This is a genomic window from Micromonospora cabrerizensis (assembly GCF_022230955.1).
Classification (GTDB): Bacteria; Actinomycetota; Actinomycetes; order Mycobacteriales; family Micromonosporaceae; genus Micromonospora; species Micromonospora cabrerizensis.
This window is the reverse complement of record NZ_JAKKFI010000050.1, coordinates 61,234-81,646: the sequence shown is the minus strand read 5'-3', so window position 1 is coordinate 81,646 and position 20,413 is coordinate 61,234. Positions and strand designations below refer to the sequence as shown.

Below are 20,413 nucleotides of genomic sequence, written 5' to 3'. Positions count from 1 at the left end.
TCGGCCCGTCTCGATGCCCTACAGACCGGCCCGTCCGGTGGCCAACGGGACGGGGGCAGCCCGGTGACCACCTTCGGTTACGCGGAACGCCCGCTCGGCCTGACCGGTCAGCCGGCCCGCTCCCACGTCAACGAGCGGCCGATGGCCCGTTCCCCGCTGGACGAACCACACGGCACCGCCGTGCGGGGCGACGGCGCGGCGCACCGGACCCGCAGCCGGCCACACCACAACGAACCGACGCCACGGCCCGCCGTGCCGGGCGGGAACGGTGGGCCGCCCGGGGGTCGCGTCGCCGTACCGCCCCGGCCGTTGCCCGCGCAGGGTCGACGGGTCAGCGAGACACCAGCGGTGACCACCGACCCGGCGGCGGGTGAGACAGCGGTGATCCCGGTGGTGCCGGCCACCACCGCCACCACCCCGACCGGCTTCCCGAGCCGTCCGGACCCGTCCGACCCGGCCACCGAGGTCTGGACGCTGATCGAGCGGGCCCAGGCCGGCGAGTCCGAGGCGTTCGGTCTGATCTACGACCGGTACGTGGACACCGTCTTCCGGTTCGTCTACTTCCGGGTCGGTAACCGGCAGCTCGCCGAGGACCTCACCTCGGACACCTTCCTGCGCGCGCTCAAGCGCATCGGCAGCTTCACCTGGCAGGGCCGTGACCTCGGCGCCTGGCTGGTGACGATCGCCCGCAACCTGGTCGCGGACCACTTCAAGTCGGGCCGCTACCGGCTGGAGGTCACCACCGGCGACGTGCTCGACGCCGACCGGGAGGACCGGGGCCCGGAGGGCAGCCCGGAGGCTGCGGTGGTGGAGCACATCACCAACGTCGCGCTGCTCACCGCCGTCAAACAGCTCAACCCGGAGCAGCAGGAGTGCATCGTGCTCCGCTTCCTCCAGGGCTTCTCGGTCGCCGAGACGGCCCGTGCGATGGGCAAGAACGAGGGTGCCATCAAGGCCCTCCAGTACCGGGCGGTTCGCGCCCTGGCCCGGCTCCTTCCCGACGGCTTCCAGCCGTAGATTGTTTCGGCGGGGCCGATGGACGCCGATCAACGTCCTTGCAGGTCAGAGTCGGTCCCGCCCGGTGACGACGATCACTTTCTGTAATTTCCGGCCCGCCAGGCCCGTAACCCGTGCCCGGTCCGCCGCGTTTCTCCGGGTGCGACCGGTGGATGTCCTGGCAGGCCCGGGGCACCGAGGTCCGACCGGTACGCCGGCGGCACCTCACCTCCGTGGTGTCACACTGCCGCCCGGTCGCTGGCAACGACCGCGGCCGACCGGCCGTGACCAGCGAGAGGAGGTGCCTGCGGTGGACAACATCCTCTTCTCCCGCCGGCGCGCCGAGCGCTTCGCGCAGCTTCTCGACGAGGCCAACGGCGCTCGACGACACCACGTGCGATCCCGGGTGGACGGTCAGCTCGCGCCACTCGTCGCGGTGGGTCAGCGGCTCACCGTCGACCCTCCGGCTGTCGAGGTGAACCCGGACTTCCGTACCGGCCTGCGGGCAATGCTGCTCGCGACCGCCGAACGCGAAGGGCTGGGCACCGCACCGGCGGCCAGCGAACCAGCCACCACGACGACCCGAGGGCGACTGTTGCCGGCGGTCACCGCCCGGCGGGCCCGAGCCCGGGGCGCGATCCTGATCGGCATCGCCGCCGGCGCCATCGCGGTCTCCGGCATCTCCGCCGCCAGCGAGAACGCCGTCCCCGGCGACGCCCTCTACGGCATGAAGCGCTCGACCGAACGCGCGCAACTCGCCCTGGCCAGCTCGGACATCAGCCGCGGCCAGCTCTTCCTGGACTTCGCCCGGACGAGAGTCGGCGAGGCAGCCAAGCTGCGCGGCGACCGGATCGGTTACAGCGCGGTCCTCGACGACATGGACGCGGACACCCGGCAGGGCGCACGCCTGCTGACCGCCGCCGCCGTGCAGCGGGCCGAGCCGGGCAGCCTGGACACACTCAACACCTTCGTCTCGGGCCAACGCCGGGCGGTGAGCGGCCTGCTCGACGGGAGCACCCGCGCCGACCGGGCCCGGACCCAACGGTCGCTGCTCCTCCTGGACACCATCCGGGAACGCTCGGACGCGCTGCGCGCGGCGATCGCCTGCGGCCTCCCCGCCCCGACTGCCAGCGACACCCTCGGCCCCAACCCGAGCGCCTGCCCCGGGGCGCGCTGACCCGCACCCCTATACCGCACGTCCGACCGGCCGCGCCACAGTTCGTTCTGTGCCCGGCCGGTCGACCGTGTGCGGCGGCTACCCTTCGCTGAAGGCATCCGTCGTACCGGTGAGGAAGGGAGTCGCGTGGCGCGCAGCCGTAAGGTGACGGTCAGCACCGACGCCGAGGGGCACACCGCGGGCTGGGCGGAAACCGACCTGGCCCCGGCCATCGCACCGGACTCGACGGCCGCGGCGTTCTTCGACGTGGACAACACCATGATGCAGGGCGCCTCGATCTACTGGTTCGCCCGCGGGCTCGCCTCCCGGAACTACGTCACCACCTCCGACCTGGCCCGATTCGCCTGGCAGCAGCTCCGGTTCCGACTGCTGGCCCGGGAGCACGCCGGTGACATGTCGCTGGCCAAGGAGGCAGCGCTGGCCTTCGTCCAGGGCTGGCGGGTCGACGAGGTGGAGCGCCTCGCCGAGGAGATCTTCGACGAGATGATGGCTCCCCGGATCTGGGCCGGCACCCACCAACTCGCCCGGCGTCACCTGGGCGACGGCCAGAGGGTGTGGCTGGTCAGCGCGGCCCCGGTGGAGATCGGCCGGGTCATCGCCGCCCGGCTCGGCCTGACCGGTGCCATCGGCACGGTGGCCGAGATCGTGGACGGGGCGTACACCGGGCGGTTGGTGGGTGACCTGATGCACGGGCCGGCGAAGGCCGAGGCGGTCACCCAGCTCGCCGCGGTGGAGGGGCTCGACCTGACCCGCTGCGCGGCCTACAGCGACTCGGCCAACGACCTGCCGCTGCTCTGCGCGGTGGGCCGGGCGGTGGCCGTCAACCCGGACGGCACCCTGCTGCGGCAGGCCCGCCAGCACGGCTGGGAGGTACGGGACTTCCGCACCGGCCGTCGCGCGGTCAAGATCGCCGTGCCGTCGACCGCGGCGGCCGGTCTGGTCGCCGGCGCGGTCACCGCCGGCCTGGCGTTGCAGCGCCGCCGCCGCGCAAACTGACTCAGGGGCCGAACGGGTCGGGCCGTCGCTCCAGCAACGTGTGCACGGTCTGCTGGATGGTCTCCCGCACCTGGTCGGCGAGGTTGAACACCACCAGCGGGTCGTCCGCCGAGTCGGTCAGGTGGGCGGTCGGGATCGGCGGGCAGAACTCGATCAGCCACTTGCTGGGGAGCGGCACCATGCCCAGCGGGCCGAGCCACGGGAAGGTCGGCGTGACCGGGAAGTAGGGCAGCTTGAGCAGCCGCGCCAGGGGCTTGATGTCGGCGAGCATCGGGTAGATCTCCTCGCCACCGACGATGGCGACCGGCACGATCGGGGTGCCGGTGCGCAGCGCCGCCGAGACGAACCCGCCCCGCCCGAACCGTTGCAGCTTGTACCGGTCGGCGTAGAGCTTGCCGATCCCCTTGAAGCCCTCGGGGAACACACCGACCAGGTCTCCCCCGCCGAGCAGCCGCTCCGCGTCGGGGTTGCAGGCCACCGTGCCACCGGTCTTGCGGGCGAGCTCGGAGACCACCGGCATCCGGAAGACCAGGTCGGCGCCGAGCAGCCGAAGGTAGCGGTGGGCAGGGTGCTTGTCGTGCAGCGCCGCCGAGAGGATCAACGCGTCCAGCGCCACCGTCCCCGAGTGGTTGCCGACCACCAGGGCGGGCCCGTCGACCGGCACGTGCTCCACCCCGCTGACCTCGGTGCGGAACCAGTCCCGGTAGAGCAGCCGCAGCAGCGGGTGGAAGACCGCGTCGGTCAACTCCGAGTCGAAGCCGAACTCGTCGACCTCGTAGTCGCCCGCGAGCCGTCGGCGCAGGAACGCCAGGCCGTTCGCGACCTTGCGGTCCCAGTGGTCCCCCGGCCGGTCCGCCACCGCCGGCGGGGTGCCACCCGGCGTCGAGGCATCGCCCGTGTCCGTCGCGACGGGCTCGTCGGTGGCCGCGGTGTCGACCTCGTCGGCCGGCGTGGGCGTCGGGGTCGGGGCGACCTGCGCCGTCGGCCGGTGCCCGTTGCGCCGCGCCGGCTCCGCGTCCGGCGCGGGCGGCTGCTGGGGTACGTCGAAACGCCCGACCCCCTGCGGGTCACGCCCCTCCGCCGGCCCGCTCATGAGGGCCGCTCCTGAACTGCGGAACGGACCTGCCGGATGCCGTCCAGGACGAGTTGCTCGGCGACGGCCAACTGACCCCGGGTGACCACCACCCCACCCTGGTGGGCGCGGATGAAGTCCTCGAACGCCTTGGCGGTGGAGCGGGGTGTGAAACCGTACTCCTGCTCAAGTCGGCTCGTGTCGACCACCCGGCCGTGCACGAAGAGGTCGACCTGGTCCAGGCCGTAGCGGCCGAAGCCCATGGTGCGGGCCAGCGCGGCGGCACCGGAGAGACCCGGTTCCAACACCGGCACGGCCACCCGGCCGGCTCGCCGGATCGCCTGGGACAGCGACAACACCCCCGGGCCGGCGACGTTGTAGGTGCCCGGGTGATCTTCCACGATCGACCGGTGCAGCACCTCCAACGCGTCGTCGAAGTGCAGGAACTGCAGACGGGGGTCACGGCCGAAGACGGTCGGCACGAACGGCTGCGCGAAGTAGCGGGTCAACGTGGTGTCGGCGGTCGAGCCGATGAACGGCGCGAAGCGCAGCACCGTGGCGGTGACGTCGGACCGGCGGCGCCGGAAGCCACGGACGTACCCCTCGAGGTCGAGGATGTCGCGGCCGAAACCGCCGCGCGGGACCTCGCGCGGTTCGGTCTCCTCGGTGAAGACCGCCGGGTCCCGGAACGACACCCCGTACGCGGCGGTGGACGAGCGGACCACGATCTTGCGGAGCCGGGGTGCCCGTTGGCAGGCGGCCAGCAGGTGCATGGTGCCGATGACGTTCTGGTCCTTCATGGCCGACCGGCCACCGTGCTGCGGGTCGGGAGAGCTGACCAGCGCGAGGTGCACCACCGCGTCGACGTCCAGGTCGGCGAGGAGCCCACCGAGCGAGTCGTTGTCGACGCGGATCCGTTCGACCCGGTCAAGCAGGTCGGTGAACTCGGTGCCCGAGTCTGGTGCGTCCACCCCGATGACCCGCTCGATCCGCGGGTCGGCGGCGAGTCGTGCCGCCACGTGGGCACCCAGATAGCGGCCGACCCCGGTGACGACGACGACCCCCGGAGCACCTGAGGTGCCACCGGGGGTCATCTGACGCACCTACCCCGGCAGGATGGACCGAGCCGGGACGACCGCGGCCTGATCACCTGAGCCTCCGGGGGTCGACAGTTTGGCAAGTGACGCCGAACGCCGGGCAGTCAGCCCGGCGGCGATCACTTGCCGAGACGGCGACGCTGGACGCGGGTCTTGCGCAGCAGCTTGCGGTGCTTCTTCTTAGCCATGCGCTTACGGCGCTTCTTGACCACCGAGCCCATACGACAGCCTTTCGATACAACGTTCGGGGCGGACCGGATGACACCACGCAGGTGGCGACGGCGACCGCTTGCGGACAACGGACCGGACCAGTCTGGGCGGCGGGGCGCACCGGTGGGGTCTCGGTCGGGCTCCAGGGTAGCCGGAGAGCGTCAGCCGGACCAACGCGCCCCCGTCGATGCCGGTTAGGTGGCATCTGAAGGGCGGAACGGTGGGTCAGGCGGTTTCCTGAAAAGCACCCCGGAGATATTCGTGCACCGCATGCTCGGGCACCCGGAATGAGCGGCCGACCCGGACGGCGGTGAGCTCACCGCTGTGCACCAGTCGATAGACCGTCATCTTCGACACCCGCATGACCGTCGCCACCTCGGCAACGGTCAGGAACTTGACCTCCGACAGCCGTCCGTCGGACTGCGACCCGGCCATGGCTCACCGACCCATCCCATGCCCGGCGCGTGTCAACCCGACGGATGCTCCGGGCCGGGCCGGCGACGCGCGTGTTACCAGTACGGTAGCGGGGCGGTTGTGACCGGCGCGATCCCTTCGTACAACTGATCATGTTTCGATCGCCGGTTCACCCGATCCGTGCTCCCGGTATCCGCCCGCCTGCGCCCGCCGTCCGGTTGCTCCAACGCTGCTATTCGGCGCGCAGCGCGACCACCGGGTCGAGACGGCCGGCGCGCTGTGCGGGCACGACCCCGAAGACGATGCCCACCACCGCCGAGACGCCGAAGGCGAGCGCCAGCGACCACCAGGTGATCGCGGCGGGGATTGGCGACAGCGCGTTGACCAGCAGGGCGGTCCCCACGCCCAGTGCCATCCCGGTCAGCCCGCCGATCGTGGTGAGCAGCACCGCTTCGAGCAGGAACTGCACCCCGATGTCGCGGGGGCGCGCGCCGACGGCCTTGCGCAGCCCGATCTCCCTGGTCCGTTCCCGGACGCTGACCAGCATGATGTTGGAGACGCCGACGCCGCCGACGAGCAACGAGATACCGGCGATGGCAGCCAGTACGCCGGTGAGGACGCCGAGGATGTCGCCGAGCACACCGAGGATCTGCTGCTGGGTGACCGCACTGAACTCGGTGTCTGGGTGGCGGCGGTTCAGCTCGGCGACGATCCGTTCGCCCAGCTCGTCGATGCGCTCCCGGTCGGGTGCCTTCACCGCGATGCCGTCCACCCGCTGGGTGCCCCAGAGTCGCTGCGCGGCGGTCACCGGTATGTGCACCTCGTCGTCCCGGTCGACGCCGAGGCTCTGCCCCAGCGGCGCGAACACGCCGATCACCCGGAACCGCACCCCGGCCAGCGCCACCTGCTGGCCGAGCGGGTCCCGGTCGGGGAAGAGCGCGCGGGCCACCGAGTCGCCGAGCACCGCCACCCGCCGGCTGGTGTCCACGTCGGTGGCGGTGAGGTAGCGGCCCCGGGCCAGCGACCGGGTGAACACCGCCGGGGTGGTTTCCAGCACCCCCTGCACGGTCGTGAAATCGGAGCGGGCGCCGGCTCGCGCGGTCGCACCGGAGGCGACGGTGACCGCCACCCGGTCCGGGTCGCCGACCACCCGGGTGACGGCGTCCACGTCCTTGAGGGTCAGCGGCGAGACCACCGGCGCGTTGCCCACCTCGATCCGGCCGGGGACGACCAGCAGCAGGTTGGAGCCGAGGCCCTCGACCTGTTGCTCGACCTTCTGCTTGGTGCCGGTGCCGATGGCCACCAGCAGGACCACCGAGGCCACCCCGATGATCACCCCGAGCATGGTCAGCGCGCTGCGCAGCCGGTTGGCCCGTAGGGCGTCCAGCGCCACCCGCCACGCCTCGGCGACCCTCACGTCGTACCTCCGGGCCGCTCGGCCCCGGGTTCACCCGGGTCGGCCTCGCGCGGGTCGGCCTCGCGCGGGTCGGCCTCGCGCGGGTCGGCCTCACCCAGGTCGGCCTCACCCAGGTCGGCCTCGCGCGGGTCGGCCTCGCGCGGAAGGCGCCCGGTGGCTCCGGCGGCGCCACCGGAGCCACCGGACGGGTGCCCCGGGCCGCTTCCGGACGCGGACCGGGGCTCCGCGCTGGGAGCGGGGACCAGTGTCGCAGGTCGACCGTGATCAACGGACAGCGGTCGATCATGGGCGGAGCGGGGGTCCTCGCCGTCCGCGGTTCCCGGGCGTCCAGCCGCCGCGCCGTCGGCGGTTGCCGGGCGTCCAGCCGCGGCGCCGTCCGCTGTTGCCGGGCGTCCAGCGGTCGCGCTGTCGGCGGTTGCCGGGCGTCCAGCGGCCGCGCTGTCGGCCACGACGATGCCGTCGCGCATCGTGATCCGGCGGCGGGCGCGCGCCGCCACCTCCTGATCGTGGGTGACCATCACCAGCGCCACCCCGGACTCCGCGTTCAAGCGCTCCAACAGCTCCAGCACCGCCGCGCCGGTGACGCTGTCCAGGTTGCCGGTGGGCTCGTCGGCCAGCAGCACCGTCGGTTCGGTGACCAGCGCGCGGGCGATGGCGACGCGTTGCTGCTCACCGCCGGACATCTGGTTGGGCCGGTGGTCCAGTCGGTGCCCGAGGCCGACCCGGCCGAGCACCGCCGCCGCCCGCTCCCGGCGCTGCCGGGCCGACACCCCCCGGTAGACCAGGGGCAGGGCCACGTTCTCCACCGCCGAGGTACGCGGCAGCAGGTGGAACGCCTGGAAGACGAAGCCGATCGTCTCGTTGCGCAGGGTGGCCATCTCCGGCGGGGTCAGCGCGTTGACGTCCCGTCCGCCGATCACCAGGCGGCCGCCGGTCGGCCGGTCCAGCCCACCGAGGAGGTGCATGAGCGTGGACTTGCCCGAGCCGGACGGGCCGACCAGGGCCACGTAGTCCCCCGGTTGCACGACCAGCGACACCCCGCGCAACGCCTCGACGGACACCCCGTCGAGGTCGTACGTCCGGGACACGTCCACCGCCTCGATCGCCGGCGGAGGGCCGGTCACCGCACCTCCTGGCCGTCGCGCACCTGGTCGGTGCCGCGCACCACGATCCGGTCACCGGGTTGGACGCCGTTGAGGATCTGCACCAGATCCGAACCCTGGACGCCCACCGTCACCGCCGCCCGGCCAGCCTTGCCGTCGCGGACCACCCAGACCGCGTCGCGGCCGTCGGCGGAGAACACCGCCGAGGCGGGAACGGTCACCGCGTCGGCGGCCTCGCGGACCCGCAGGTGGACGATCGCGTTCATGCCGGGCCGTGGGGTGGGGGCCGGCTCGTCCTCGGCCAGCTTGCCGGCACCCAGTGCGAGGCGTACCCGGTAGGTGACCCCGCCCTGCGCGGAGCTGGTGGGCAGCACGTCGACCGAGCGCACGGTGGCGTCGTAGCTGGCGCCGGTCACGGCGTCCAACTCGACCGTGGCGGTCACACCGGCCCTGACCAGTAGCACGTCGGTCTCGTCCACCTCGGCCAGCAGCCCCAGCTGCCCGGTGTCGACCACGGTCAGCACCGGCGTGCCGGCGGTGACCCGGCCGCCGACCGCGATCGCGTCGTCCACCCCGGCCGGCGGCCCGCCCTGGCTGGGGGCCAGCACCGACGGGTCGAGGCCGGCGGCCTGAGCGCCACCGGCCTGCTCCAGCAGCCCGGCGAGGCCGCCGCTCGCGCCGCCGCTGGCCCGGGTGCCACCGGGTTGCACCACACCGGCGATCGGAGCGCGCAGGGTCAGCGCGTCGACGGTCGACTTCGCCAGGTCGTACCCCTGCTGGGCCTGGAGACGTTGCGCCGCGGACAGCGCGCCGACGGCGGAGTTCAGCCCGCTGATCCCCCGCTGCACCGCGCGGACGGCCTGGTCGGCGCTGCGGGCGGCGGCAGCGTACTGCCGCTGGGCGGACGTCACCTGGGTCAGCAACGCGTCCTTGAGCTGCGGGTCGGCGATCTTCTCGGCGGCCTTCCGGGCGGCGTCGAACGCCTCGTTCGCGGCCTTGTCCGTGCCGCGCCGGCTGCCGGTCAGGTCACCTGTCGAGACGCCCCGCCCGGCGCGCTTCGCCGCGTCCAACGCCTCTTTCGCCTGCCGGAGCCGTTGCTGGGCGGGGGGCGAGTCGACCACGGCGAGAACCTGGCCACGCTTGACCGACTGTCCCGGTTGGACGCGCAGGCTGGACAGCGTGCCGTCGGCGGGGGCGGTGAGGGTGGCGGCGGCCCGGGCGGTCACCGTCGCCGGCGCGTCGATCACCTCGCTGACCGGGTTGCGGGCTGCCGAGGCGAGCGCGACCGGCGGCTGCTCGTCACCGCAGGAGGCGGCGGTGGTGGCGGTGAGGACGGCGACGGCGGTCAGGGCGATGAGCAGGCGGGGCCGCGTGGTGCTGGCGGGCCGCGGCAACTGAGGGCGGCGCACCCATCGATGGTACGACCCGCCGTCCCGGCGACCGCGTTCACCCGACAACGCCGCACCAGCGCCTGTCACCATCCGAACGAGGTACGGCAACGCCCGCTCGGCGAGATCTTGGACAGTTTCCGTTCGAGCCGAACGGAAACTGTCCAAGATCTCGTCGGACCCGGGCTGGACCAGCGAATCGGTGCCGGCGACGCGGGTGCAAACGTCAGGCGGTGGCGGCGCGGACGTACGCGACGCACTCGTCGTGCAGCGTCGACCACTGCTCGCCGAACGCCTGCTCGGCGGCCACGTCGAGGGTCTTGCGGTCGTGCACGACGGACTTGAAGAAGGCGAGCAGCCGCTGCGGCCCGTACCGGTCGACGAGGTGCCGGACGGCCAGGTAACCGACACCGTAGCTGCCGCCGACCCGCTCGGCGGAGGCGTCGTCGGCGGGGTTGACGCCCTCCAACCTGCCGTCCCAACCGCCCCGGACCAGTTTGCGGACCTCGGCGATCCCCTCGTACCGGTCGACGGCCTGGCCGCCGGCCCCGGCGAACTCGGCCAGCCCCTCCACCAGCCACCAGGTCGCCTTGCCCGGGTAGCCACGCTCGGGCAGTGAGGCCGCGTGGGTCAACTCGTGCCGGAGCAGGTCGTCGGTGCCACTGCTGGAGAGCCCGTCGGCGTTGAGCACCACCTCGTGATGGCCGCCGCCCACGGTCACCGCGTAACCGCCGGTCCATTCTGGTCGGTCGCCGCCGTACCAGCGTTTCCACTCGTTACGACCGGCGTAGAAGATCCGGTAGCGGTCCGGCGGCGGTGACCCGGGCACCACGTACCCGTCGGCGACCTTGGCCGCGGCCTCGGCCTGGGCGAGCAGGCCGGGCAGCTTGCCGCGCAGCGCCGGGGTGGTGGCGACGATGGTCCGCGCGCCGACCACCACGGCCAGGTCGCTGATCTCCCAGGGTCGGGTGCCGGTCTCCACCGACTTGGATTCCTCCACGGCGACCAACCGGGGCTGGTCGCCGTTCTCCCGCCAGCGGGTGCCGATCAGCACCGGGCTGGGCCGGCAGTTCGGTGCGACGAAGCAGTACTGGAAACGCACCAGGAGCCGCCACTCGCCCGGCTTGTCGGTGATCGGCGCGGGCAGGCCGCTCGGCTCGGCCCGCCACACGGTCACCTTCAGCTCGCGTAGTGCGGCGAAGCGTCGGCGCAGGTCGCCGTGCGCGGCGGGGTCGGCGACGGCGAGGAACCCGGCGCGGTCACCACCGAGCAGGGCCGTGGACTGCCGTTGGAGCTGGGCGGTCATCCGGTCGGCCAGACCTCGGGCCGCCGCGGTGGCGGGATCGTCGGCCGTCGAGACGCCGGCCCGGCTGAACGTGGACCGAACGCCGTTCTCCCGGATCACCCCGACGACGAGCAGCGCCGGCAGGCCGCAGCCCAGCAGCAGGAAGACCACCACGAGCACCGTCCACAGCGGCCAGAGCCGCCGTGGTGCTGGCTGCTGCACCCCGTCAGTCACCCGCCGAAGGGTACGACCAGTTGCTGAGAGGGGCGAGACCACCCCGGGCCGATCGGGCCGGGACGCCGGCTCAGGTGTCGGACGTCGGCCAGGAGCGGAACGCCACGTCCAGACCGGCGACCAGTTGGTGGTACGAGCGGTCGACGTCGCGGGGCAGCCCGAAGCCGCCCGCCGCCTCCAGTGCGACGAAGCCGTGCAGGGCGCTGCGTAGCGCGCGGGCCGCGTCCACCGCGTCGTCGGCGGTGAGCCCGTACCCGCGTAGCACCGCGACGATGGCGCCGACCGCGCGCTCGCCCGCCTCGACGTGCTCCGGGTCGGCCGGGTCGGGCACCCGCTGCGTCGCCGGGTAGCGGCCCGGGTGCCGGTGGGCGTAGTCGCGGTAGGCGTCGGCCATCGCCCGGAGCGCGTCGCCACCGGCTCGGCCGACGGCGGAGCCGGTCAGCTCGTTGGCCAGCTCGGCGGTGGCCAGGGCGGAGAGCTTCTGCGCCAGCGCGTCCGCCCCCCGCACGTGCTTGTAGAGGCTGGGCAGGGCGACGCCGAGCCGGCTGGCGAGCGCGGCGAGGGTGAGCTGCTGGTAGCCGACCTCGTCGGCCAGCCGGGCTGCCTCGCGTACGACGGTCTGCTGGTTGAGGCCGACCCTAGGCACCGGTGCACACCGCCAGGAAGCCGAGCAGCTCCTCGGCGGTGCGCTGCGGCCGGTCGGCGTGCGGGTAGTGGCCGGACTCCTCGATCATCCGGGCCTCGGCGGTGCGGAAGAGCCGGCGGGCGGCCCGCGCCTCCGCGCCGGGGTCGGGAAAGTCCGGGTCCTTGGAACCCATCAGCACCAGCACGGGTTGCCGCACCTGGGGAGCGCGGGCGGTCCAGTGCGGCTCGACCGGTGCGATCACGCCGCGCGTCGCGGCCATCCGGCCGGGCTCGCGCAGGTTGGTCACCATCGAGCGGCGGTAGGCGGCGTCGTCGGCGGGCCGGTGCACCGGGAACAGGGTGTTGTGGAACATCCCGAACAGTCGAGGGCTGTGCAGCACGGACCACATCGCCATCCGCAGCAGCGGGTTGAGCTTCGGCTGACCGACGAACGCGCCGATCTGCACGATGCCGGTGACCAGCTCGGGCGCGTCGGTGGCGGCGAAGACCACCGCCGCAGCGGCGGACGAGCTGCCGACCAGCACGGCCGGACCGGCGTCGAGGTCGCGGACCACGGCCAGCAGGTCCGCGCCGACCTCCGCCGGGGCGTACGTGGGCCAGCCGGCGCTGGACTCGCCGTGCCCCCGGACGTCGACCGAGGCGACCCGGTGACCGGCGGCCACCAGCAGCGGCACGAGGTGGCGGAAGCTCGCCCTGTTCTCGCCCATGCCGTGCGCGAGGACGACCAACGGCCCTTGGCCCTGCACCTCGTACGCGATGTGTCCGCCGTCCCGCCGCACCTGGCTAGTTGTCATAGCCTTAAAGCTAAGGCACTTAGCCAAGGTTGGCAAGCCGGATACCCGAAACGGGCCGGCGGTGACCCGAGGGGTCGCCGCCGGCCCGTCGGCCGAACCGGGAGGAACTACTTCTTGGAGATCAGGGCGCGGCCGAAGAAGACCAGGTTGGCCGGGCGCTCGGCGAGCCGACGCATCAGGTAGCCGTACCACTCGTCGCCGTACGGCACGTAGGTCCGCACGGTGTAACCCTCGCCGGCGAGGCGCGCCTGCTCCTCGGGGCGGATGCCGTAGAGCATCTGGAACTCGAAGCGCTCCGGCCCCCGGTCGAACCACCGGGCCCGGTCCTCGCCGATGGCGATCATCCGGGGGTCGTGGGTGGCCAGCATCGGGTAGCCGTCGCCGGACATCAGGATGTTCATGCAGCGCACGTACGACTTGTCCACCTCACGGGCCGACTGGTACGCCACCGACTCCGGCTCCTTGTAGGCGCCCTTGCACAGCCGCACCCGCGAGCCGGCCGAGGACAGCTCCCGGCAGTCCGACTCGGTCCGGCGCAGGTACGCCTGGAGCACCGCGCCGGTCGACGGGAAGTCCTTACGGAGCCGGCCCAGCACCTCCAGCGTCGAGTCGGTGGTGGTGTGGTCCTCCATGTCCAGCGTGACCGTGGTGCCCGCCGCGTCGGCCGCCGCACAGATCGCGCGGGCGTTGTCGTACGCCAACTGCTCGTCGAACATCTGGCCGAGCGCGGACAGCTTCACACTCACCTCGGCGGCCGGGGTCAGCCCCGCGGCGCCGAGCATCTTGAGCAGCTTCAGGTATTCGTCGCGGGTGGCGACGGCCTGCTCGGGACGGACGGTGTCCTCGCCGAGGTGGTCGAGGGTGACCGCGAGACCGTCGTCGACGAGCCCGCGGGTCGCGCGCAACGCGTCGTCGGTGGCAGCGCCGGCGACGAACCGGCGGACAACGTCCCGGGTGTACGGGGCAGTCGCGACGAGCCGCTCGACCTGGGATGACCGGGAGGCGGCGAGGATGACGGAACGGAGCATGAGCCGAGCGTATCGCCCCTGCCAGGGCCCCCGCCGAGGGGCGGCGGTGCGGCCGACCCGGACGCCGGGAAGGGCCCGTTGCACAACAAAATCCCTTCGGACCCCGGGGGCGGGACGGCGGCGGTGGCGCCGATCGGCTACAACGATGCCGTGGACCAACGCCCCCGCCGCCGGCTCCGGTCGGCCTCCGTGCAGCTCGGCGCGCTCACCGCTCTCGCGCTCGCCCTTTCCGGCTGCAACATGACCTCGGACGACGACGATGACGACGACTGCGCCCTCGGGCCCGTCGGTGGCGGCGACACGGTCGCGCTGGCGATGCGGGTCCCCGACTCCACCGCCGGTCGCGCCGCCCCGGAGCCGACCGCCGCGGCTCTGCCCGACCGTGGCGGGTTCGGCACCCACCTCGCCGCCTGCGGCGGCTGAGATGCGCCGTGAGACGGTCACGCCCCGACCCGACTGGGACGCCACCATCCGGGAGCAGGGGCTGGTCTACGTCGACACCGAGCTGCCGGACGGCGGGATCATGTCGTACTGGGACGAGACCGCCGCGTACGCCTTCGACCTGGACGAGGTCCTGCGTCTGGAGGAGGCCACCGAGGAGTTGCACCGGATGTCGGTGGCCGCCGCCGAGCACGTGGTGACCCACCGCCGCTACGCCGAGTTCGGCATCCCGGCGTGGGCGGCCGACGCGGTGGCCCGGTCGCTGCGCGAGGCGCCACCCACCCTCTACGGGCGCTTCGACCTGGCGTACGACGGCACCTGGCCGCCGAAGATGCTGGAGTACAACGCGGACACCCCGACCGCGCTGGTCGAGGCGAGCATCATCCAGTGGTACTGGCTGGAGCAGACCCGGCCGGAGCTGGATCAGTGGAACAGCCTGCACGAGCGGCTGGTCGGCGCCTGGGCCAAGATCGGGGCCGGGTTGCACGAGCGCCGGGTGCACGTGCTCTGGTCGAACGAGGAGGAGTCCGGCGAGGACCACATGACCGCCGGCTACCTCGCCGAGACCGCCCGACAGGCCGGCCTCGACGTCGAGCTGCTCCCGATCCAGAAGATCGGCTGGGACGGCCGGCGCTTCGTCGACGCCGACGACCGTCCGGTGACCACGTGTTTCAAGCTCTACCCGTGGGAGTGGATGCTGGCCGAGCCGTACGGGCCGGCGGCGCTGGCCCCGGGCACCCCGACCACCTGGATCGAGCCGGCCTGGAAGCTGCTGCTGTCCAACAAGGCGCTGCTCGCCGTCCTGTGGGAGCTGTACCCCGACCACGAGTACCTGCTCCCGGCGTACCTCGACTCGCCGCGCGGCATGTCGGAGTACGTGGCCAAGCCCCTGCTCGGCCGGGAGGGCGGCTCGGTACGCATCGTCACCGCCGACGAGGAGATCACCAACCCGGGGATCTACGGCGACGAGGGCTGGTGCTACCAGGAGTTCCGGGCGTTGCCGCAGTTCGCGGGCAACCGGATGGTGCTGGGCAGCTGGATCGTCGACGGCGAGTCGGCCGGGGTGGGCGTACGGGAGAGCGCCAGCCTGATCACCGACGGCTACGCCCGGTTCCTGCCGCACTACATCGACGCGCCGCGCACCCCGTGAGTCGTCTACCGTTGGGGGCGTGAACTTCGACGCGTACGCCCGGACCGGTGTTGACCTGGTCAACGCCCGCCTGGACGACCTCGACGACCTGCGGGCCCTCTTCCCCGACGACAACGCCTGGATGCGCGACGAGGTCGCGGACCGGGACGTCGCGATCTTCCGACGGGCCCAGAAGCGGTTGCGCGACGTCTTCGAGTACGGCACCTCGGGGCGTGACGGCCAGGCGGTCACCGAGCTGAACGCGCTGCTGGAGGCGTTCCCGGTGCAGCCGCGCATCTCCGGTCACGACTCCAGCGACTGGCACATGCACGTCACCAGCCGGGGTGCCTCGGTCAGTGCCGAATACCTGGCCGGCGCGGTCTGGGGGCTGTCGGTCTGGCTCTGCGAGTACGGCAGCGCCCGGTTCGGGGTCTGCGCCGACGAGCGGTGCGGCAACGTCTACCTGGACACGTCGTCCAACTGCTGCCGACGGTTCTGCTCGGAGCGGTGCGCCACCCGTTCGCACGTGGCGGCGCACCGGGCCCGCAAGCGGGCGGCGGTCGGCGAGCAGGTGACGGTCGCCGCGCAGCCGACGGCCGGCGTCGACTCGCTCTCGCCGGTCAGCTGACACCGCCACCGCCCGTCGTGGGCGGGCCGGTCAGACGTCGACCGGGGACGGCGCGGTCAGGTGCTGGCGGGCAAACTCCAGCGCGGCGCGCAGGTCGGCCTCGCGCACCGCGCGGCTCTTCGCGCCCCGGGTGGCGACCTCCACCGCCACCGACCCGGTGAAGCCGCGCCCGGCCAGCGAGGAGAGCAGCTCCCCGCACGGCTGGGTGCCGCGCCCGGGCACCAGGTGCTCGTCGCGGCCCTCACCGGTGCCGTCGCCGAGGTGCACGTGCGCCAGCCCGGCGCCCATCCGGTCGGCCATCTCCAGGGGGTCGCTGTGCGAGGCCGCGCAGTGCGACAGATCCAGGGTGTACGCCGGGTAGCCGGTGTCGGTGGGATCCCAACCTGGCACGTACGGGACGAACTGCCGACCGGCCATCCGCACCGGGTACATGTTCTCCACGGCGAAGCGCAGCCCGGGGAACCGGTCCCCGACGGTGGCCAGCCCCTCGGTGAAGTTGCGCGCGTAGTCTCGCTGCCAGCTGAACGGCGGGTGCACCACGACGGTCGGCGCCTCCAGCGTCTCGGCCAGCTCGGCGGCCTTTCGCAGCCGCTCCCACGGGTCCGGGCTCCACACCCGCTGGGTGACCAGCAGGCACGGCGCGTGCACCGAGAGCACCGGCACGCCGTAGTGCGCCGAGAGGCCGCGCAGCGCGCCCGCGTCCTGGCTGACCACGTCGGTCCAGACCATCACCTCGACACCGTCGTAGCCGAGTGCCGCAGCCAGTTGGAACGCCGCCGCGGTCGGCTCGGGAAAGACCGACGAGCTGGACAGGAGCACGGGAACGCGGGAAGTCACGTCAACCAGCGTAGCCCGGCAGCGCTGGGGACATCGTGACGAGCGCCGGCAAACCGACCGAAAACGGCAGCCCACTCACATCGGTTCGAGTTGATCGAGCCGACGGAGGATGACCCCCTCGCGCAGCGCCCACGGGCAGATGTCCAACGAGTCCAGATCCAGGCGGCGCATCACCGCCTCGGCGACCACCGCGCCGGCCAGCAGCTGGTGGGCCCGCCCGGCGCTGACACCCTCCAGCTCCATGAGCTGCGCCGGTGGGATGTGCCGAATGAACCCGATGACCTGCCGCAACCCGGCGCGGGTCAGGCTGCGACGCACCCAGAGCCCGGAACCGGACGGGGCCGCCCCGGCCAGTCGGGCCAGGGTGCGGAACGTCTTCGAGGTGGCCACCGTCCGATCCCAGCCGACAGCGGTCATCTGGTCGACCACCTTGTCCAGCCGGCCGTCCACGTACTCCCGAAGCTTCTCGACGGCCTCCGCCGACGGCGGGGCCGCGCTGGCCGGGTCGACCCGCAGCCGCTCCCGGGTCAGCCGGCCGGCGCCGAGCGGCAGCGATATCGCGACGTCCGGGTCCTCGTCGATCCCGGCGGCGATCTCCAGGGAGCCGCCGCCGATGTCCAGCACCAGCAGCCGTCCCGCCGACCAGCCGAACCACCGCCGCACGGCCAGGAACGTCATCCGCGCCTCGTCCGCGCCGGAGAGCACCGCCAGCCGTACGCCGGTCTCGTCCCGTACCCGGGCCAGCACCTCGGCCGCGTTGGTGGCGTCGCGCACCGCGGACGTGGCGAACGCGATCAGGTCGTCGGCCTCCAGGCCGGCGGCCGCCGCCTTCGCCATGCCGACGGCCTTGACCAGCCCGTCCGCGCCCGCCTCGGTCAGCGCACCGTCGGGGCCGATCTGCTCGGCCAGCCGGAGCACCACCTTCTCGGAGTGCGCCGGCCACGGGTGCGCGCCATGGTGCGCGTCCACCACGAGGAGGTGCACCGTGTTGGATCCAACGTCGAGGACACCCAGTCGCATGGTGAAGACCCTAGGTGCAACACGTTTGCGCGGCTCGCCGGCCCGCGGACGTCACCGCGCGTACGCTGGGCCGGGTGACGATGGAGCTCCGTGTGCTGGTGGACGACCCGGGCGACCCGCGCAGTCGCGAGGTGCCGCTGGATTTCCCCCGGGAGTGGATCGAGTTCACCGACCCGGCTGACGAGACGCACCTGATCAGGGCCGACCTGACCTGGCTGCTCTCCCGCTGGACGTGCATCTTCGGCAAGGGCTGCCACGGCATCATCGCTGGTCGGGCCGCCGACGGTTGCTGCTCGCACGGGGCGTTCTTCACCGACTCCGACGACGAGAAGCGGGTCCGCAACGCCGTCAGGCGGCTCACCCCGGCGACCTGGCAGCACTTCCGACGCGGGTTCAAGAACTGGACCGACGAGGACACCATCGACGGCAAGAACCCGGCCCGCCGCACCGCCACCCAGAGCGCCGACGGCCCGTGCGTGTTCCTCAACGACGCCGACTTCGTCGGCGGGGGTGGCTGCGCCCTGCACGCCCAGGCGTTGCGCGACGGGGTGCACCCGCTGGAATACAAGCCGGACGTCTGTTGGCAGTTGCCGATCCGCCGCGATCAGGACTGGGTCAAGCGCCCCGACAACTCCAAGGTGCTGGTCTCCACCCTGTCCGAGTTCGACCGGCGAGGGTGGGGGGCCGGTGGGCACGACCTGGACTGGTGGTGCACCTCCTCGACGGACGCGCACGTCGGCGCCGAGCCGATGTACCTGTCGTACTCCCCGGAGCTGACCGCGCTGATCGGCGCTGCCGCCTACGAGCGGCTGGCCGAGCTGTGCGCGGCCCGGACGAAGCAGGGCATGGTCGCCCCGCACCCCGCCGACCAACTCTAACGGATCTTGGTAGCACTCTTGCTACCATTTCGGCATGGCCATGACGCTGCGACTCGACGACGACCGTGAACGGCAACTCCGTCTCGTTGCCGACGAAGAGGCACGGTCGATGCACGCCGTCGTCGTCACCGCGATCGACGACTACCTGGCCCGGCGGAACGCCAAGGAGTTCGGCGACCTCGCCGACGAGATCATCGAGCGTCACGCCACGCTGCTCGCTCGCTTGGCGGAGTGATGACGGAGATCCGTTACCCCACGCTCGCTGACGTGGCGAGCATCGCCCGCAAGATCGGTGTTGGGATCAGGGACGCCGGCCTCGTCGAGTCGGCTGTGGCCCGGCCGCAGACGAGCGTGTTCGGGGAAGACGCCTACCCCGACCTGTGGACCAAGGCGGCGGCACTGCTGCACTCACTGGTCAACAACCACCCGTTCGTGGACGGCAACAAGCGGATCGGCTGGATCGTGGCGATCACCTTCCTGCTCCAGAATCACGCCGTCACCATCGCTCAGCTCGACGAGGTCGACCAGGACATCGCGTACGACCTGGTCATCAGCGTTACGGAAAGCCGACTGACGGAGGTGGCCGACATCGCGGCCGCCTTGCACAAGTTGTTCTGAACGGCACCCGAACGCGCCCGCGTGGTGCCCCACCAGGCACTGGTCCGTCCGCTGCCGGCCCAACCGACCATCCCATCCCCCTGTAGAGCTGCCCCGGAAATGGGGCAGCAGACCAGGGTGGCGCGGGCACACCCGTCGGGGCCAGGGCGGCGTGCGTCCCCAGCCCCTACCAGCGCAACGCGCTTGCGCCGTCCCATAACTGGGGCAGCTCTACAGGCGGAGAAGGACGCCACCCCAGCCACCGTCCGGACAGCCCGAAGGGGCCCGCGCCGAGCGCAGACCCCCTTCAGGTACGCCGATCACGGCTCGAACTTGTAGCCCAGACCCCGGACGGTCACGATGAAACGCGGCGCGGACGGCTCCGGCTCGATCTTGGAGCGCAGCCGCTTGACGTGCACGTCCAACGTCTTGGTGTCGCCGACGTAGTCGGCCCCCCAGACCCGGTCGATGAGCTGGCCACGGGTCAGCACCCGGCCCGCGTTGCGCAGCAGCAGCTCCAGCAGCTCGAACTCCTTCAACGGCAGCTGCACGGCCCCGCCGTCGACGGTCACCACGTGCCGCTCGATGTCCATCCGCACCGGCCCGGCGGCCAGCGTCGGGGCACCCGCCTCGGCCACCTCCGGGCTCTGCCGGCGCAGCACCGCCCGGATCCGGGCGACCAGCTCCCGCGGCGAGTACGGCTTGGTGACGTAGTCGTCGGCGCCGATCTCCAGCCCGACCACCTTGTCGATCTCGCTGTCCCGGGCGGTGACCATGATGATCGGCACTGCCGAGCGCTGGCGCAGCTGCCGGCAGACCTCGGTGCCCGACATCTCGGGCAACATCAGGTCGAGCAGCACGATGTCGGCGCCGGTCCGGTCGAACTCGGTGAGGGCGTCGGTCCCGGTCGCGGCGACCGAAACTTCGAAACCCTCCTTACGGAGCATGTACGACAAGGCGTCGGAGAACGACTCCTCGTCCTCGACCACCAGAACGCGGCTCAACGGGGATTTCCTTTCCATTTGCT

The 20,413-nt window shown here is 72.4% G+C and carries 22 protein-coding genes and 2 pseudogenes; 9 read left to right on the top strand and 15 right to left on the bottom strand.

The annotated features are described in order from the left end of the window. The first annotated feature begins 63 nt into the window (after nucleotides 1-63). The 3 genes from LADH09A_RS08960 (at nucleotide 64) to LADH09A_RS08950 (ending at nucleotide 3,169) form a co-directional block, all read left to right on the top strand. Nucleotides 64-1,017, top strand: a complete 954-nt coding sequence (locus LADH09A_RS08960) for an ECF subfamily RNA polymerase sigma factor, BldN family (protein ID WP_238644404.1) — start codon at nucleotides 64-66, stop codon at nucleotides 1,015-1,017. Between the two features lie 289 nt (nucleotides 1,018-1,306). Beyond that, a complete protein-coding gene (locus LADH09A_RS08955; RefSeq protein WP_238644403.1) occupies nucleotides 1,307-2,173 on the top strand; it encodes a DUF5667 domain-containing protein in 867 nt (288 codons plus the stop codon). Nucleotides 2,174-2,299: 126 nt separating this feature from the next. Then, nucleotides 2,300-3,169, top strand: coding sequence for an HAD family hydrolase (locus LADH09A_RS08950; RefSeq protein ID WP_238644402.1), 870 nt, complete (start codon nucleotides 2,300-2,302; stop codon nucleotides 3,167-3,169). 1 nt (nucleotide 3,170) lies between these two features. Here LADH09A_RS08950 and LADH09A_RS08945 read toward each other — a convergent pair whose 3' ends face one another. The 12 genes and pseudogenes from LADH09A_RS08945 to LADH09A_RS08895 all read right to left on the bottom strand — a co-directional run bounded on the left by LADH09A_RS08945 (nucleotide 3,171) and on the right by LADH09A_RS08895 (nucleotide 13,856). Continuing rightward, nucleotides 3,171-4,262 (bottom strand): lysophospholipid acyltransferase family protein, encoded by a 1,092-nt coding sequence (locus LADH09A_RS08945; RefSeq protein ID WP_238644401.1) that lies wholly within the window; start codon nucleotides 4,260-4,262, stop codon nucleotides 3,171-3,173. Further along, on the bottom strand, nucleotides 4,259-5,335 hold the full coding sequence (locus LADH09A_RS08940; RefSeq protein ID WP_238644400.1) for an NAD-dependent epimerase/dehydratase family protein: 1,077 nt from the start codon (nucleotides 5,333-5,335) through the stop codon (nucleotides 4,259-4,261). Before LADH09A_RS08940 ends, LADH09A_RS08945 begins: the two co-directional genes overlap by 4 nt. A gap of 122 nt (nucleotides 5,336-5,457) precedes the next feature. Then, a complete protein-coding gene (locus LADH09A_RS08935; RefSeq protein WP_007465623.1) occupies nucleotides 5,458-5,559 on the bottom strand; it encodes a 30S ribosomal protein bS22 in 102 nt (33 codons plus the stop codon). Nucleotides 5,560-5,773: 214 nt separating this feature from the next. After that, complete coding sequence (locus LADH09A_RS08930) at nucleotides 5,774-5,983, bottom strand: helix-turn-helix domain-containing protein (RefSeq protein WP_007465625.1); 210 nt, start codon at nucleotides 5,981-5,983, stop codon at nucleotides 5,774-5,776. Nucleotides 5,984-6,194: 211 nt separating this feature from the next. Continuing rightward, the gene (locus LADH09A_RS08925; protein ID WP_238644399.1) at nucleotides 6,195-7,379 is read right to left on the bottom strand and encodes an ABC transporter permease; all 1,185 of its coding nucleotides are present in this window, start codon (nucleotides 7,377-7,379) and stop codon (nucleotides 6,195-6,197) included. A 146-nt stretch (nucleotides 7,380-7,525) separates the two neighbouring features. Then, nucleotides 7,526-7,669 (bottom strand): annotated as a pseudogene (locus LADH09A_RS32055) (ABC transporter ATP-binding protein); the annotation flags it as partial. 135 nt (nucleotides 7,670-7,804) lie between these two features. Further along, nucleotides 7,805-8,503 (bottom strand): annotated as a pseudogene (locus LADH09A_RS08920) (ABC transporter ATP-binding protein); the annotation flags it as partial. Next, nucleotides 8,500-9,891, bottom strand: coding sequence for an efflux RND transporter periplasmic adaptor subunit (locus LADH09A_RS08915; RefSeq protein WP_238644398.1), 1,392 nt, complete (start codon nucleotides 9,889-9,891; stop codon nucleotides 8,500-8,502). The pseudogene LADH09A_RS08920 and the gene LADH09A_RS08915, both read right to left, overlap by 4 nt. Nucleotides 9,892-10,096: 205 nt before the next feature. Further along, nucleotides 10,097-11,389, bottom strand: coding sequence for a hypothetical protein (locus LADH09A_RS08910; RefSeq protein ID WP_238644397.1), 1,293 nt, complete (start codon nucleotides 11,387-11,389; stop codon nucleotides 10,097-10,099). 70 nt (nucleotides 11,390-11,459) lie between these two features. Then, nucleotides 11,460-12,035, bottom strand: a complete 576-nt coding sequence (locus tag LADH09A_RS31860) for a TetR/AcrR family transcriptional regulator (protein ID WP_238644396.1) — start codon at nucleotides 12,033-12,035, stop codon at nucleotides 11,460-11,462. Further along, a complete protein-coding gene (locus tag LADH09A_RS08900; RefSeq protein WP_238644395.1) occupies nucleotides 12,028-12,828 on the bottom strand; it encodes an alpha/beta fold hydrolase in 801 nt (266 codons plus the stop codon). The genes LADH09A_RS31860 and LADH09A_RS08900 overlap by 8 nt, the downstream gene beginning before the upstream one ends. A gap of 107 nt (nucleotides 12,829-12,935) precedes the next feature. Further along, on the bottom strand, nucleotides 12,936-13,856 hold the full coding sequence (locus LADH09A_RS08895; RefSeq protein WP_238644394.1) for a proline dehydrogenase family protein: 921 nt from the start codon (nucleotides 13,854-13,856) through the stop codon (nucleotides 12,936-12,938). A gap of 150 nt (nucleotides 13,857-14,006) precedes the next feature. Here LADH09A_RS08895 and LADH09A_RS08890 point away from each other — a divergent pair, with 150 nt between their 5' ends. Genes LADH09A_RS08890 through LADH09A_RS08880 form a run of 3 tightly spaced genes read left to right on the top strand, consistent with a single transcriptional unit; the run spans nucleotide 14,007 to nucleotide 16,054 of the window. Then, nucleotides 14,007-14,279: a hypothetical protein gene (locus LADH09A_RS08890; protein ID WP_238644393.1), complete on the top strand. Its 273-nt coding sequence runs from the start codon at nucleotides 14,007-14,009 to the stop codon at nucleotides 14,277-14,279. A 1-nt stretch (nucleotide 14,280) separates the two neighbouring features. Further along, a complete protein-coding gene (locus tag LADH09A_RS08885) occupies nucleotides 14,281-15,447 on the top strand; it encodes a glutathionylspermidine synthase family protein (RefSeq protein WP_238644392.1) in 1,167 nt (388 codons plus the stop codon). Nucleotides 15,448-15,466: 19 nt separating this feature from the next. Continuing rightward, nucleotides 15,467-16,054: a CGNR zinc finger domain-containing protein gene (locus tag LADH09A_RS08880; RefSeq protein ID WP_238644391.1), complete on the top strand. Its 588-nt coding sequence runs from the start codon at nucleotides 15,467-15,469 to the stop codon at nucleotides 16,052-16,054. A gap of 30 nt (nucleotides 16,055-16,084) precedes the next feature. Here LADH09A_RS08880 and LADH09A_RS08875 read toward each other — a convergent pair whose 3' ends face one another. Together LADH09A_RS08875 and LADH09A_RS08870 are read right to left on the bottom strand one after the other, a co-directional pair. Further along, nucleotides 16,085-16,891: a sugar phosphate isomerase/epimerase family protein gene (locus LADH09A_RS08875; RefSeq protein ID WP_238644390.1), complete on the bottom strand. Its 807-nt coding sequence runs from the start codon at nucleotides 16,889-16,891 to the stop codon at nucleotides 16,085-16,087. 75 nt (nucleotides 16,892-16,966) lie between these two features. After that, nucleotides 16,967-17,911, bottom strand: coding sequence for a Ppx/GppA phosphatase family protein (locus LADH09A_RS08870; RefSeq protein ID WP_238644389.1), 945 nt, complete (start codon nucleotides 17,909-17,911; stop codon nucleotides 16,967-16,969). Between the two features lie 80 nt (nucleotides 17,912-17,991). Here LADH09A_RS08870 and LADH09A_RS08865 point away from each other — a divergent pair, with 80 nt between their 5' ends. Genes LADH09A_RS08865 through LADH09A_RS08855 form a run of 3 tightly spaced genes read left to right on the top strand, consistent with a single transcriptional unit; the run spans nucleotide 17,992 to nucleotide 19,407 of the window. After that, the gene (locus LADH09A_RS08865) at nucleotides 17,992-18,789 is read left to right on the top strand and encodes a DUF3109 family protein (protein WP_238644463.1); all 798 of its coding nucleotides are present in this window, start codon (nucleotides 17,992-17,994) and stop codon (nucleotides 18,787-18,789) included. A 34-nt stretch (nucleotides 18,790-18,823) separates the two neighbouring features. Further along, nucleotides 18,824-19,024, top strand: a complete 201-nt coding sequence (locus LADH09A_RS08860; protein ID WP_238644388.1) for a hypothetical protein — start codon at nucleotides 18,824-18,826, stop codon at nucleotides 19,022-19,024. Beyond that, entirely contained in the window at nucleotides 19,024-19,407 is a 384-nt protein-coding gene (locus tag LADH09A_RS08855; RefSeq protein ID WP_238644387.1) for a type II toxin-antitoxin system death-on-curing family toxin, read from the top strand. Before LADH09A_RS08860 ends, LADH09A_RS08855 begins: the two co-directional genes overlap by 1 nt. Before the next feature lie 299 nt (nucleotides 19,408-19,706). Here LADH09A_RS08855 and LADH09A_RS08850 read toward each other — a convergent pair whose 3' ends face one another. Then, complete coding sequence (locus tag LADH09A_RS08850; RefSeq protein ID WP_030329696.1) at nucleotides 19,707-20,390, bottom strand: response regulator; 684 nt, start codon at nucleotides 20,388-20,390, stop codon at nucleotides 19,707-19,709. Between the last annotated feature and the right edge of the window lie 23 nt (nucleotides 20,391-20,413).